Origin of the sequence: Nostoc sp. ChiQUE02 (genome assembly GCF_034531305.2) — a bacterium.
Lineage (GTDB): Bacteria > Cyanobacteriota > Cyanobacteriia > Cyanobacteriales > Nostocaceae > Nostoc.
Genome location: NZ_JAVRBN020000022.1, coordinates 52,236 through 66,590, shown reverse-complemented (window position 1 = coordinate 66,590; position 14,355 = coordinate 52,236). Strand labels below are relative to the sequence as shown.

The 14,355-nt window shown below is 41.2% G+C and carries 12 protein-coding genes; 5 read left to right on the top strand and 7 right to left on the bottom strand.

From position 1 onward, the window contains the following. Positions 1 to 32: 32 nt before the first annotated feature. The 4 genes from RM347_RS21825 to cas10 are packed head-to-tail and all read right to left on the bottom strand — an operon-like array spanning position 33 to position 4,790. On the bottom strand, positions 33 to 485 hold the full coding sequence (locus RM347_RS21825) for a hypothetical protein (RefSeq protein WP_322715800.1): 453 nt from the start codon (positions 483 to 485) through the stop codon (positions 33 to 35). Continuing rightward, complete coding sequence (gene csx10 / locus RM347_RS21820) at positions 482 to 1,759, bottom strand: type III-D CRISPR-associated RAMP protein Csx10 (protein WP_322715799.1); 1,278 nt, start codon at positions 1,757 to 1,759, stop codon at positions 482 to 484. The genes RM347_RS21825 and csx10 overlap by 4 nt, the downstream gene beginning before the upstream one ends. Then, positions 1,756 to 2,469 carry an RAMP superfamily CRISPR-associated protein gene (locus RM347_RS21815; RefSeq protein ID WP_322715798.1) on the bottom strand — a complete coding sequence of 238 codons (714 nt, stop codon included), beginning with the start codon at positions 2,467 to 2,469 and terminating at the stop codon, positions 1,756 to 1,758. The genes csx10 and RM347_RS21815 overlap by 4 nt, the downstream gene beginning before the upstream one ends. Next, positions 2,466 to 4,790, bottom strand: coding sequence for a type III-B CRISPR-associated protein Cas10/Cmr2 (cas10, locus tag RM347_RS21810; RefSeq protein ID WP_322715797.1), 2,325 nt, complete (start codon positions 4,788 to 4,790; stop codon positions 2,466 to 2,468). The genes RM347_RS21815 and cas10 overlap by 4 nt, the downstream gene beginning before the upstream one ends. 689 nt (positions 4,791 to 5,479) lie before the next feature. Here cas10 and RM347_RS21805 point away from each other — a divergent pair. From RM347_RS21805 to RM347_RS21790, 4 genes are all read left to right on the top strand, one after another. Next, positions 5,480 to 6,046: a hypothetical protein gene (locus RM347_RS21805; RefSeq protein WP_322715796.1), complete on the top strand. Its 567-nt coding sequence runs from the start codon at positions 5,480 to 5,482 to the stop codon at positions 6,044 to 6,046. Positions 6,047 to 6,124: 78 nt separating this feature from the next. Continuing rightward, entirely contained in the window at positions 6,125 to 6,583 is a 459-nt protein-coding gene (locus RM347_RS21800; protein ID WP_322715795.1) for a M67 family metallopeptidase, read from the top strand. Positions 6,584 to 6,723: 140 nt separating this feature from the next. Further along, the gene (gene moeB, locus RM347_RS21795; RefSeq protein ID WP_322715794.1) at positions 6,724 to 7,896 is read left to right on the top strand and encodes a molybdopterin-synthase adenylyltransferase MoeB; all 1,173 of its coding nucleotides are present in this window, start codon (positions 6,724 to 6,726) and stop codon (positions 7,894 to 7,896) included. A gap of 395 nt (positions 7,897 to 8,291) precedes the next feature. Then, entirely contained in the window at positions 8,292 to 9,491 is a 1,200-nt protein-coding gene (locus RM347_RS21790) for an MFS transporter (protein WP_322715793.1), read from the top strand. Positions 9,492 to 9,550: 59 nt separating this feature from the next. Here RM347_RS21790 and ftsH4 read toward each other — a convergent pair whose 3' ends face one another. The 3 genes from ftsH4 to RM347_RS21775 form a co-directional block, all read right to left on the bottom strand. Beyond that, the gene (ftsH4, locus tag RM347_RS21785; RefSeq protein ID WP_322715792.1) at positions 9,551 to 11,416 is read right to left on the bottom strand and encodes an ATP-dependent zinc metalloprotease FtsH4; all 1,866 of its coding nucleotides are present in this window, start codon (positions 11,414 to 11,416) and stop codon (positions 9,551 to 9,553) included. Positions 11,417 to 11,507: 91 nt separating this feature from the next. Beyond that, positions 11,508 to 11,693 (bottom strand): DUF2949 domain-containing protein, encoded by a 186-nt coding sequence (locus RM347_RS21780; protein ID WP_322715791.1) that lies wholly within the window; start codon positions 11,691 to 11,693, stop codon positions 11,508 to 11,510. A 1,037-nt stretch (positions 11,694 to 12,730) separates the two neighbouring features. Next, positions 12,731 to 13,174 (bottom strand): TOBE domain-containing protein, encoded by a 444-nt coding sequence (locus RM347_RS21775; RefSeq protein ID WP_322715790.1) that lies wholly within the window; start codon positions 13,172 to 13,174, stop codon positions 12,731 to 12,733. Positions 13,175 to 13,519: 345 nt separating this feature from the next. On the opposite strand from RM347_RS21775, the gene RM347_RS21770 reads away from it, so the two are divergent. After that, positions 13,520 to 14,317 (top strand): hypothetical protein, encoded by a 798-nt coding sequence (locus tag RM347_RS21770; protein ID WP_322715789.1) that lies wholly within the window; start codon positions 13,520 to 13,522, stop codon positions 14,315 to 14,317. Positions 14,318 to 14,355 lie beyond the last annotated feature (38 nt).

Genomic DNA, 14,355 nt, shown 5'->3' with positions numbered 1-14,355 from the left:
GTTTTGTAAAATATCTACACTATTTTTCTTTGTCACTTATTTTCATTTTTAAGATATTTAAGACGGCGTGAGCCATAACCGAGATAACGCCGAGTTAATTCCAACTTTACATATTTTAACTTTTCGGTATACTCTACTTTCTTAACTATCTCGCCAGCTTTTTGTGAGAGAAAATTATCAATATCATTAATAATTTTTTGAGCCAGTGAGTTTTTCCCTTGTCCCCATTTTTCACCCCGCCCTAATTGGTATCGTAAAAAATTTTTAATAACTTCTGTGCTATCAGTTGTATCAGCAACGTGCATTAAATTCCGATATTGTGATTCTTCTAAGTTCTTACATGAATCTTTGTCTTTTAAAATTTCCTCAATAGCTATGACTAAATCATCTTCAATTTGACGGATTTCTTTTTGAATTTTGAGTTCTTTTTGTTGTATTTCTCTTTGCTTCTCAAATTTTTGTTGCTGTTCAGTTAAATTTGTCATACTGCATCCTCACGAAATATTTGATGAAACTCGTTGCAAATTTCCACTTGTCCAAATCCCTCACAGGTGCGATCGCCTATTCCTTTTGCTTCTATAATTTCTAATGCTGCATACCATTTCTCTGGTTCGGTTGTGCTGAACAAGTACACAGAACCTTTATTCGTCAACAGTTCTACATCTTTCATTAATCCCCAAGCAGAATTCCAGCCAGAACGATATTCATAGCTGCTGTAAGCAACGTGCATGAACAGCGATGAATCAACTTTGGCAAAATCTTTCAGCATCTCGGCTGAAACTACTGTTGTGCGTTGCCAATTTTCTGTAAGAATCGCATCAGATTGCAAATCGAGAGTGAAATAAGTTCTATCTGTCAACAAGTCATGTTGAGGTTGACCAAAAACAGACCAAAGTCTCCACCTATTTTTTAATGCTTCGTTAAACTCCTCAATCCGAGATTTAATGCTTTTCGCTGGTGATTGTCCTTCGTTAACTGCTATTTTGACCTTACCTAAACCTCTAGAAGCCGAACCACCAATACGGAAGTTGCAAGAATTATTCTCGATGAATCTTTGCAACGCTTCAGCCAAAGTTTCATCAGGAACCACAACAAAACTATGAAAAACGAAGTTATCCCATTCATCCGTTTTAGTATTTTTCAAAAAAGACTCATTCAAAACTTGCACACTGTAAAGGATTTCTTCTTCTGCGGTAGCGCGACGACGATTAATTCCCACTCGTGTCAAAAAGCGGCTAGTTGCATCGTGGCTGTAATATTTATTTTTTACTTTGCTGTAAAAACTATTGTAAGTTTCGACCTGGGGGTTTGTTCCTTGTGCGATCGCTTTTGGGTCGCTGGGGTCGTAAGGTTGATTATAGGCTGCTGCACAAAACGCATCAATGAGAGTATCAAAAACTCCATGTCCACCACGACTGGAAGTAAAGCCTGGATTGGTTTTAGAACTAACAGCAGTCGCAGGTAAAACCTTAATCTGATGATTTACGACTATCGATTCATTGTCTATTTTCGTAACTGCGGGGTAAGCATTGCTAAAAATCGCTGGATTCTCCCCCAAAAATAGAGTTTGGAAGTTGCCGCCATCCTCCGCCAAATTTGCTGATTGCTGACCAGATAGTTGTAAAATTAGGGAAGCGATCGCACCCCGCAACACCGAACCAAAAATATAGTTTTCCACCTCGCTAACCGAACCACCGGGTTTTTGTCGTCCTGGTGCGAGGGGAGATAAAGCTGTAATGGTTAATTCCAGTCGTGTCATGATTCCGCCTTTGGTAATAAACTTAACCAAACTTCATCATCACTAAAAATTTGCGGTAGTCCCTCCCAATGCAACCATCCTAACCCCGCAGATTTGCTACCACCCAAGGCATGAATATGATGTAAAGCAGCAATTATCAAAGGTTTGGCGTAATTGGGACAATTTGGTAATAGATGAATTTCCCCTTCAAAACTTAATTGAGTATTTACTGGAGAAGTTTCTAATAAATACAATTTCTTCTCTTCTGCGGTACGTCTTTTGCGGTTAATTGTCACCCCAGGACGTAAAACTTCTGGTAAATCTCCTGCTGCAAAAGAGCAAATCAAATCATCAACAATCACTCGTGAAGGTAAAATCGGATCGCCAAATATCTGAGAAACAAAACAGTGATATCCTCGATAGCCTTCAACTTGATAATCGTTTCTAAACTGACTCAATACCTGTTCTTCAGTCGGACAAAGTAAATTAGCGGCTGGTGCAGAAAAGATTTGCCATCCTAAACTACGCGCTAGCTTTTCGCATTCATGACGCAATCTTCCTTTAAGTTGTGAAGCGGGTATCAGGAGTTGTCCTCGTGCATTGCGGACGATAGGTTTATCTGCCAATGAACCAGAAGAACCACCAGCACCTACACACAATGCAGTATCAATTACAGCCTTAAATCGGATAGTATCAGTTTGAATAGAGGAAAGGTTATCTAAATAAATCATTGCCTTACCTCTGGTGCGGTTGATTGTTCGGCAAGAGATTCACCAGGATTATCTGCTTCTTCAGCAATAAACGGATACAAATCAACTAATTCTCGCCAAATAGTCTCATAAGTCATTTTGGAATTATTTGCATCTTGTAAATCAGTTTCTTGTAAAGACATCCAAGGTGCTAAATTTCCATTATTAGATGATTCTTTTGGTTGACACCAAGCTGATTCAAATTGTTTTTTTAACTCTTGTTTAGCTGCTTCATTCGTCAAACGAATCCGAAAATAGCGATAGTTCAGAATAGCTGTACGCTTTCCTCTTTCTAATAAGCTGCGAATTTGGTAAAGTTGCGATCGCGGAAATTCTGCTTTTGTAAATGCTTTGACGGTTTCTATAAGTCCTCCCAATTCATGTAGAGTGTAGGGAGAAGCATAAAGCTTTAACTTAGATTCTCCATCTTTATTTTTGATTAATCCCTGTTCTCGAAACTCCTTAATATTCGACGAAATCATCGTTACAGCCTTCATAACCAAAAAATCAACTGTTCCACCATAATATTTATGGTCTTTCTTTAATTCCTTGGCATATTTCTTAGCCGATTTTAGTAGTTGACTTACCAGCTTGTCTGCATAATAAATTGGCGTATCCTGGGCTGTGATTAATACCCCTGTTGACATACTCAACAGACATTTAGAAGCTGGTGGTATATTACCTGTAGTGTAGCGATGAGCTAATAAATTAGGTGTTGTCTGCTGTAATGAATATCGGCCAGTTATCGACAAATATTCTTCAAACTCATCACCAATAGTTTTAGCAATTTCTAAAGATTTATCTGCTGGGACGATTAGCAATACATCATCACCACCAATAGTAAGAATTTCAAAAGGATGAATCCAAACAGGTTCTTTATTAATTCTGCTAGATTTAGCATCAGGTGTATATTGATAAGGATGCAAATATTTAGCTAAAGCTTTGTAAACGGATTTCTCTGTAGCATTAAAAATATCTTTACTAAAAAGTCGATAGTCTTGTGGTGTTTTAATTTTCTGACGAATATAGCCACCCATATTGTTACCATCAGCATAGATATAAGCCACAAATCCTGATGGATGACTGGCTGATGCAATTTCTCTCAGAGAACGCGCTTCTTTTACATCCTCTTGATTGACAGCACCATAATATCGATTAGCTAATTCTTGATTATTTTCTTCATTGAGAAATTCCTTAAACTTATTTACCCAGCTAGGAATATCAAAAGGCTCCCATTCCAAGTTAGCATTGTCATACCAAGCACGAGAACTTTCGCGTTTCGCTATCTCGCCTACCAAGCGTTTTCGTGCTAAAGGTTCTGACAAAAAACTGCTATTTGGAAACTCTACTTTCATTATTGCAGAACGGCGATCGCTTTCATCCCGTTGCAGATACGGATGAGTTTCAAACATAGGTGGATAGCAGCGACTGGGACGTTCTTTATTAGCTTCTTCTTTTTTGGGTAATTTATTACCGTTGCGTCTTTGTGTGAACTGGTTGGCTAATTTTCCTACCAGTTCGTTAAAATTCTTGCGATTTTGGAAACTTTCAAAAGGATCGCTAACTTCTGACTGGTCAAAATAAGCTTTGATGATGGGATTTCCTTGATTAATCTCATATTTATCAAACCAGAAAGTATCTTCAATTTTGTCTTGCAACAAACCAAATCGAAATTCTAATAACTTAAAAGTATCGCCAACTGCACAGGAATTAGCTGTTAAAGTTTCATGGGTATAGCGTTTTTCAATAGCATTTGCTAAATCATCAACAAATGCCGCAGGACAAAATGCAAGAATGCTACCACCTGTAGAATAAATAATTAGTTCAGGAATTAAAGCTTGTCTTAAATTAGGAAAATTATTATCTAACCACTCTTCAATTGATTTTGACCGTTGTCCTTTACCAAAAAATGCAGGTAAATCAACCAAATTTATCCTGTCAAGAAGTGCTGAAGTACCACGAATATCAGGTAATTTCGCCGCTTCAAAAACATATTGTTTAATTTTTGTCGCACCACCATAAACCAAGCCAATACGCGTTTTATCTTTCCAAAGTTTTAAGTAATCCTCTTTTTCATTTAACTCGTTGAGTTTTTTAGGAGTGTAGTCTTTAGGAATATCGTAGAGTCGTTGTGCTTGTTGAACAACATATCCCGTACTTTCCGGCACATCCTGCCCTTTTTGCAATGCTTGTCGCATTTGATGCAACGCACTGAGTTCATCCTGATTGAGATTGTGCTTTTTGCCCCAAGCAAGACACCAGGCTAATGCAGTAATTGTGCGTGTGCGAGAATCGTTTGTCATCGGCTTAAATCAAAGCAATGAGTGATTAGTCTCAACCTACCGGTAGTCTTATTTTCTGCTGAGATGGTTTTGTAGGAAGTAACTTTTTTATCTGTTAAGAAATTACACTACTATATACTAGGTGTCCAGTAAAAATAAAACTACTTTAGTGACTGACTCTTAAAAGTTAAGGGATCATCAACAAAAAACAAGGCTGGGAGAATTGAGGCAACTGGGGAAACCTACGCTAGATCTAGCGGTGCGTTAGTTTAAAGCCGTAATACACTCTACTTAAGATTTACTGCTGTAACTCGGCAAAAAGTTTTATTGAGTGAATAGCGATCGCTCTCTTAGCACTGGTGGTTCTGGGTTAGGGCAAGCGATGTCTGCGACAAGACGAAGCGTCTACGCACTGATAAAATTGCCGCAACCTGGGCAACAATTCTAGCCCGTCGGGAAATGTGCGAATCACTGGGAGCGATCGCTTGATTAATGGCTGGAGTTTAGTTTGCGGTTAGATCAGGTATAAACTCCAGTGTTCAAGCTAGACGAGAAAAAGGAACCTATAAGTACACAATGTGTTAAATTTAACTTTAATCACTCTAATTAACTATTGTTATATACTTGTAAATTTCCCCGCCAACTTACTCAATATTGAGATATCAAGTAATTCGCACTTGATTAACCATTATCATGTATAGTTATTAACTATGAGATTATTCAAATACTCAGTTAAGCTTGCTTCCTGTTGCGTTGCCGCCTGTATTATCGCTTCTACGGCTGCGGTAATTGCTCAACCCAAACCTTCACAAACCAACTCGGTATTAAAATTAACACCGACTCAGTTAAAAGTTTTGCGATCGCTAGGGTTAAAAATAGCATTACCAAGCTACATACCTGCAAATTTTCATGCCGACAAAGTATTAGTTGAGGCTGGGCGCGAAAATGTTCAGAGCTTACGTTACTTAGTTGTTTATCAAAATTTAAGTGCAGATAAATGCTTTGCGATTGAGTCAGCATCTGGTGGCATTGGCGACTTGCCCTCTGGGTCACGCAGTTACCCGATAAATTCTCCGATATTTGGAAGAAGCGTTTTGGAGCAAGGATTATACGGTAATGCCAAACAACCAACATTGCTATCACAGTGGTGGGGAGAGCAAAATGGGCCCTTTTACAGATTTGTTGGTACGGGAGTAATACCAGAATTGTCTAATTGTAGTAACGTTACTCCCCAAGAAGCAGTCAAAGTTTCGCAGTCGATTCGATACTTTAATTAATCGACTACGGCTACTAAACCGCAGCTTCTTCATTTCTTGGAGTCCAATTTCTAAGTTGCTATAATTTTAAACGCAGACATGATCCGACTGAGCCAAGAACACTTGCAAACTATCCGCATCCATGCAGAAAGCACCTATCCAGATGAGTGCTGTGGTATAATTCTGGGCTATCTGGCTAATGAGGGCAAAACTGTGGTAGAAGTCATACCAACAGAAAATGTCTGGAATACAGAAGCGGCTGCTGAGTTTCCAGGGGAACGCACAACAGAAAGTAAAAGACGGCAATATGCGATCGCACCCGAAGTTATGCTAAAAACACAAAAGGAAGCACGCGATCGTTCGCTGAACATTATCGGCATTTTTCATTCCCACCCAGATCATCCTGCTATCCCTTCAGAATGCGATCGCCTATACGCTTGGCAAGGATACTCGTATATAATAGTTTCCGTCCAAAACGGCAAAGCTGGGAAACTCCAAAGCTGGAGCCTTGATGATACTCATCAGTTCCAAGCAGAGGAAATTGAAAATATAATTTAATGGCTTAGTTTAAATACAGTCACTCATAGCGGTTTTTACCGCCACCACGGATGAAAATTCGTCTTCCCTACTAGACATCTCTATATGAGATCCAGTTTTTCGATAGGATTAATATTCCGCTCTCCCAGATCATAACTGCTATGCTCAATCCCAATCTGGATGAAATCCAGTTGACCAAAGACGACTATGAACGCTACTCCCGACACCTGATTTTGCCGGAAGTCGGACTAGAAGGACAGAAGCGCCTGAAAGCCGCCAGTGTACAGTGTATCGGTACAGGTGGACTAGGTTCACCACTACTTTTATATTTGGCGGCGGCGGGTATTGGACGCATCGGGATTGTCGATTTCGATGTTGTCGATACTTCTAACTTGCAACGCCAAGTAATCCACGGTACATCCTGGGTGGGTAAACCTAAGATTGAATCGGCTAAAAACCGCATTCACGAGATTAACCCCTATTGTCAGGTTGATTTATACGAAACCCGCCTAACTTCCGAAAATGCCCTGGATATCCTCCAACCTTACGATATCGTGGTGGATGGTACTGATAACTTCCCCACCAGATATCTAGTTAACGACGCCTGCGTATTGCTGAATAAGCCCAACGTCTACGGTTCAATTTTACGCTTTGAAGGGCAAGCTACTGTATTTAACTACCAAGGTGGCCCCAACTATCGTGACCTTTTCCCAGAACCCCCACCACCAGGAATGGTTCCCTCATGTGCGGAAGGTGGGGTATTGGGAATTTTGCCAGGAATTATTGGTTTAATCCAGGCAACTGAAACTGTCAAAATCATTCTGGGACAAGGTAACACTCTAAGTGGACGATTGTTGCTATACAACGCCTTAGAGATGAAATTCCGGGAGTTGAAGTTGCGTCCTAACCCGATTCGCCCAGTGATTGAAAAGCTGATAGACTATGAACAATTCTGCGGGATTCCACAAGCTAAGGCAGAGGAGGCAAAACAGCAGATGGAAAGTCAAGAAATGACCGTCAAGGATTTGAAGGAATTGCTGGATAGCGGTGCAAAGGATTTTGTACTGCTGGATGTCCGCAACCCCAATGAGTACGAAATTGCCAAGATTCCTGGTTCAGTGTTGGTGCCCTTACCAGACATTGAAAATGGGAATGGCGTTGCGAAGGTGAAGGAATTATTGAACGGTCACCGTTTAATTGCTCATTGTAAGATGGGCGGGCGATCGGCAAAAGCCCTGGCCATTCTCAAAGAAGCTGGGATTGTCGGGACAAATGTCAAAGGCGGAATTACCGCTTGGAGTCGAGAAATCGATCCTTCAGTTCCAGAGTATTAACAAGAGAGGCAGGATAGCGCAGCGTAAAGCCTTCGGCATGGCTTCGCTTAGAGCGAGTCCGCGAGCGTCGGCAGGAGGCAGAAGGCAGGAGGAATACTAGCCTCTGTTTTCTGCCTTGAGCAGAGCGAGTTTGCGGTTTAAGTTCCCATTCCCCTATCTCCTGATGACCTTTTTGGAATTAAAAATTAAAAGTTAAAAATTAAGAAAAAGAATAATTTTTAATTAATTTTGGTACAAAGCCAACAATAATATATGAGGCAGTGTTAGCGAGTCCACATACTCCTTCCCTATAGGACGCTGCGCGAATAGAGAAGCAAACTACCCGCAGCGTCTCTTAGAGAGCGTCTTGGAATTTTTAATTAATAATTTTTAATTTTTAATTGGAGCGAAGCGACTTGACTACCTCGAAATCTCCTCTCAATATTTTATGGGTGCAAGTTTGGGTGTTGGCAGCCGTGCAGGGAGCAATTACCCTCACCTGGTTAATTTATAATATCTATTTGCCACAACTTTTGACTCAGTTTGGTTTTCCCGCCTCATTGGCAGTTGGCTTGGTGCTGATCGAAAATGCCTTGGGTGCGGTGCTGGAACCACTGATGGGCGGACTTTCAGATCAAGCTAGGCGTTGGGTAGGAACTCGGTTTCCCTTCATATCAGTAGGTATGATTTTGTCAGCGACTTTGTTCATTGCCATACCGTCTGTTGTCAGCTTGATCCCGCCTACTACCGTGATGCGATCGCTCTTACCTATAGTATTGGTAGCTTGGGCATTAGCAATGACAATATTTCGCTCTCCAGCTATGTGCCTATTGGGGATGTATTCGACACCAGCCCAGTTACCTTTAGCAGTAAGTTTCGTAACTTTAACAGGCGGTGCGATTGGAGCTTTTAGACCGATAAGCTACAAGTTTATTCTAAGCTTAGGCCCAGTTTATACCTTTGCGATCGGTTCTTTCGTGATGTTGGGGGCGGCGGCTGTATTGCGGTTGGTTAATCCCCCAGAAGCACCAGTGGATAGACACCAAGCAGAAACAGTAAAGTTGCCCTTACAGAAATTGGCTTTGATTTTAGGAACTGGTTTCGGTGTAGCGTGGGGTATCCGATTTCTCATGGATGTCTTGGGCAAAGTGCTGAAAGCCCAACTGAATACTGATAATATTGATGTGCAAATGGTGTGGATCGGAATAGCGATCGCAATTGCCAGTATACCAGCGGGCATCTTCGCCGTCAAAATTGGCAATCGTCAAGCAATGCTTTGTGGGATCTGTGCAATCATTCCCTCGTTATTGATAATCATATCTGTGGGCGCACAAATTCCGATAATTTTGTTAATCGTTGCTGCCTTTAGTTTAATTGTCAATGGAGCAATTCCTTTTGCTTTGGGACTAGTGCCTCAGCGGTGGGTGGGATTAGGAATTGGGATGTATTTTGGTGGGTTCGCTTTAGCCATGAGTTTATTTGGCGTCATATTTCCTCAACCTCAAGCAATTACACCTCTTTTTGGTGCTGTTGGGGGTGCATTGGCATTTTTCCTCGCTGGTGTTTGCATTACGGTGAGTGGCATTTCGGAAATGCATAGGAACGCAGAGGTTTAACGCAAAGAAATGCAGAGTTATCTCTGCGTCCCTCTGCGTTTAAAACCTGACTTTCTTAATTACGAATGAGTTACAGGTTTCACTTGACTCAACAAACTGTGCAGTTTTTCCCCTTCAATGACCTCTGTTTCTAAGAGTTGAGTAGCGATCGCTTCTAGCAAGTCTCGATTCTGTCTGAGAATCTCTAGGGCTTGTTCGTGGGCTGTTTCCACAATTTCCTTGACTTCGCTATCAATGGCTTTGGATGTGTCTTCACTCACCGCCCGCCGGGGATTAGCCCCACCATTACCCAGGAATGCTGCTTGTTGTCCTTGTTGGTAAGCTAATGGTCCTAAGACTTTGCTCATACCATAAGCTGTTACCATCCGTTCTGCCAAGTCAGTTGCTCGTTGTAAATCGTTGGAAGCTCCTGTTGTAATACTGTTAAACACAATCTCTTCAGCGGAACGTCCACCTAATAGAGTCGCAATCTGACCCCGCAGTTCTGCTTCATTCATCAAAAAGCGGTCTTCAGTTGGTAATTGCAGAGTGTAGCCCAAAGCTGCCATCCCACGCGGAATAATCGAAATCTTTTCTACGCGACCGTTTCCTGTCGTGAGCGCCCCGACCATTGCGTGACCAACTTCATGGTATGCAACAATCTTTTTCTCAGTCTCGTTCATCACCCGACTCTTTTTCTCTAAACCGGCGACTACCCGCTCAATTGCTTCGGCGAAGTCTTCTTGAGCAACACTTTCACGGAGATTGCGAGCTGCTAATAATGCTGCTTCATTTACCAAGTTTGCCAAATCTGCACCAGCAAAACCGGGGGTACGAGTAGCGATCGCTCTTAAATCTACATCATCTCCTAATTTCACCTTTTGAGCGTGAATTTTGAGAATTGCTTCACGACCAGATAAATCGGGACGGTCTACCAACACTTGGCGGTCAAAGCGGCCTGGACGCAGCAATGCTGGGTCTAGTGTTTCCGGGCGGTTGGTAGCTGCTAACACAATCACTGTTGCATCCCCAGCCGCAAACCCATCCATCTCTGTTAATAGTTGGTTGAGGGTCTGTTCTCGCTCATCATTACCACCGTAGAAGCCATTACTACTACGAGACTTACCGATCGCATCCAATTCATCAATAAATACAATACAAGGAGCTTGTTTTTTGGCCTGTTCAAACAAATCTCTGACTCTGGAAGAACCTACACCGACAAACAGTTCTACAAACTCGGAACCAGAGATACTAAAGAATGGAACTCCTGCTTCTCCTGCTACGGCTTTCGCTAAAAGTGTCTTACCAGTACCAGGAGGGCCAACCAACAGCACACCTTTGGGAATCCTAGCGCCAATTTGCGTAAACCGTGCCGGAGTCTTGAGGAAATCGACAATTTCCACTAACTCAGTTTTCGCTTCTTCTACCCCAGCCACATCTGCAAAGGTGATTTTAGCTGATTCGCCTTCAACGTAAACCTTAGCTTTGCTCTTACCAATGGAAAGCGCACCTTGAGGGCCACCGCCACCACCACGGGCGAGAAAGAACTGCCAAATCCCAATAAAAATCAGTGGTGGAATCACCCAACTCAAGAGGGTTGTAAACCAAGTATTTTTGGGTGGAGGTGTAGCAGCGAATTCAACTCCCTTTTCTTCTAAAAGTTTGGGTAACTCTAAATCAAAGATTGGTGTAGTTGCAAATACCTGCCCCGGCTCGGCATTTTCTGTTTTTAGTTGGTAGATAATCTGGTTTTGACCAACGGAAACGCGACTAACTTCCCCTTCTTGTACTTGATGAATAAATAGGCTATAGGGAACACCAGCAGGGCCAGAAGCAAATAAACCCGGCAAAAATAAATTTAACAGCAGGAATAGCCCTGATACTGCCAGCAATATATTAGCAATGATCCGAAACCGAGGTGACTTAGGCTGTTCTTTAATTGCCATAGATGTTACCAATCCTTAGAATGAAAACTGTTGAGAATGTGACTTTCTGAGAAAGTCTGCTATTTCCAGCCCAAATAGTTAAAGCAGCAACTTATACTGTTTCCAACCAATCAAAAATTTGGGCTAACTGATCTAGTGTTACCAGCCCATACTGCCAGAGGGTCATGGCTAGAAAGTTGGGGGTCTGTTCACAATGTCGTAAGGCGAGAGAAATTGCTCTGCCAGGAATACCTAACTCTTCCTCTAAAAAATGCACCAATTGATCTGTAGCTTTCATCGCAATGTTAAACAATGTTAAATAAACGTTATTTTTGATTTAGCTCAAGGAACTTGATTAAAGATTTTTTACTTCCCTAAGAGCTTGTGGGGAAGGTGCTTTGCTGATGGCCAATTAGACGGACATCATCTAACGTAAATCCTAAGTGCAATGGGGTATCCGCCCACAGCAGGCGATATCTACGCAAAGTTGTTCAGTTTGTCTTGAGGGTCAAGAATACTACTGCATCTCATAATTTATCCCGTTTAGCAATGTTTGCTGCTATTTTTTATTTATGTAACTAAACTTAACAATTAAATTAATCTTTGGGAACTAACGAGCAAATACGGTTTACCGTACTCAAATAATCAAGGGACTTCCAACTAAAAAAATGTCCCATCGCTGTGTAAGCAGGAGGAGCGTACTTTGACTCCCTTCTCTACGAGAGGCTTCTCTTTCAGAAACGCGAACGCCAACGACTACGCTACCTCGGCTCCGGTTCCATCGAGCGACTTGTACTGAGCATAGTCGAAGTAAGTCGAGATGCTCGGCACAAGTCAGGGCATGTCGCTCAGTAACCGGGGGAGCAGGCGAGGAAGAATCTGATCATCATCTTCGCTCTAAAAATTGGATAATTTAATTTCTGGAAATCCTCAATACTACTAGCAAACAACATTATGTGAAAGTAGAGGTAAAGAGAAGTCTGAGCGACGGAAGCCGCTCCTCATAGCTTCGGGGAACATGGTGAATAAATTAAATTAATCTCTGTGTCCCCGCGTGCTATTACGTATTATATTTATGTTTCACCAATTATCTACATGTTGAGATAGAGATTTTCTCAACAGAGCGATCGCAAAATCCAATTGCAAATGTTTTTCTAAAGTCTTAAGCAATTTTTATTGCCAGTTTATCTTTACTTTGAATCTGCGTAGACGTAGCTCTTTGTAGACATCGCATTAACTATAAATACTTAATTATCTTGCAGTTCTCCCAAATTTAAAAATGTTACTGAAGAGAGTTTACCCTCTTAATATCTAACACCAAAAATCAACATATTTCTATTCTCTAGCAATCACAATGTCGTTGGATTTAATTACTGCATAAGCTTCTTTTCCTTCAGATAGTTCCAACTCTTCTGCGGAAGCTCTGGTGATAATTGAGGTTAATTCTACTTTATGAATAATCTCCAGAGTCACCTCACTATTAACTGCTCCATAAACAACTCGTTTAATGACACCTTTAAGAATATTGCGAGAGCTAACTTTTAGTGATTTCTTTTGAATACTACTTTCTATATCAACTTTTTGAGTGTAAGTATCTTCCTGTTCTTCTTGCTGAGTTGGTGGTGATATTGGTGCTGATGAGTGCTGATTGAGACTACGCACAAGTTCTCGCAGAATCTCAGTCTTGGTGCGTTGAGACTGTTCGCAGAACTCCTCTAAAATCTTCCGCTCGTCCTCTGAAGTTTGAAATGTTACCCATCCTTGTTCTTTTCTTGGCATAATAATATTATCAATTTTGGTTATCTTGGTAAAATTCTACCAAGTATCAATTCGATATGGCGTTTTAGTAATAACATTTTTTTGTCAGGTTTTTCGGCATTTTTATCGCAAATTAATCAAGTAATCTCATATAGTTAACTACATATATATTTATTTTTTTATAAATGCGAAATATTTTGTTACTTGCAATTGTCTAATAGCATCACTAATTTACCAACTAAAATGGTATAATATTGGTCTATGGTATTTGTTGAGATAGCAATCGCAGAGGTAATCTGGCAGAAAATTCCGCTGGCGATCGCATGAGTACCGTAGGATTATTTAACATGAGTTCACAGCAGGAGGATGAAACACTTAAAATCGCGTTCTCAAGACCTGCGAAGTTTATTTGAGAACAATATCACCATTGAATACGTGGCAGAACCCCTCAAAGCTATGCCAGCTGATGCAGAGGTGAAAGAAGTGCTGCATTGGATGCAGGCACAAAATTTTGATGTTATCGGCGTTGAGACGGGAGATATTATTAGCGGTTATGTAGAACGCTCTAGTTTGATTCAAGCCACATTTGGCAAATGTAGCGATTATCAACGGGTGTTTCATCCAAAAGAACTAATTGCCATTTCTACCCCACTTATGAAGTTGCTACCCATTTTGCAACAAACTCCGCGATTGTTTGTCTTAGACTGCAATCAGGTAAGTGGTATTATCACCTGTGGCGACTTGCAGAAAGCACCCGCGCGAATGCTACTGTTTGGCTTGGTAACGCTGCTAGAAATGAATCTGCTGCGGCTGGTGCGGATTTATTATCCCCAAGATTCTTGGCAAAAAGTTCTCAAACCTGAACGCTTAGAAGTTGCTCAACGGCTATGGCGAGAGAGCCAGGAAAGAAATGAAGCTACCGATTTGTTAGATTATCTGCAATTCTGTGATAAGCGAGAGTTGATTTTAAATCAACCAGAACTTCTCCAGCAACTGGGACTAAAATCCAAGCGGTTTGGCGAACGTTTCCTCAAGTCTGCTGAACAGTTGCGAAACCGATTAGCTCACGCCCAAAATTTAGTTACTGGCTCCTCTTGGACAGAGTTAATTTCTCTAGCAGAGGCGATGGAAACTCTGTTAATTCGCTGTGAGGAAGTTGAGTGAAGTAGTCACCTTTTGATAATACTATTGAACCAGCTTAT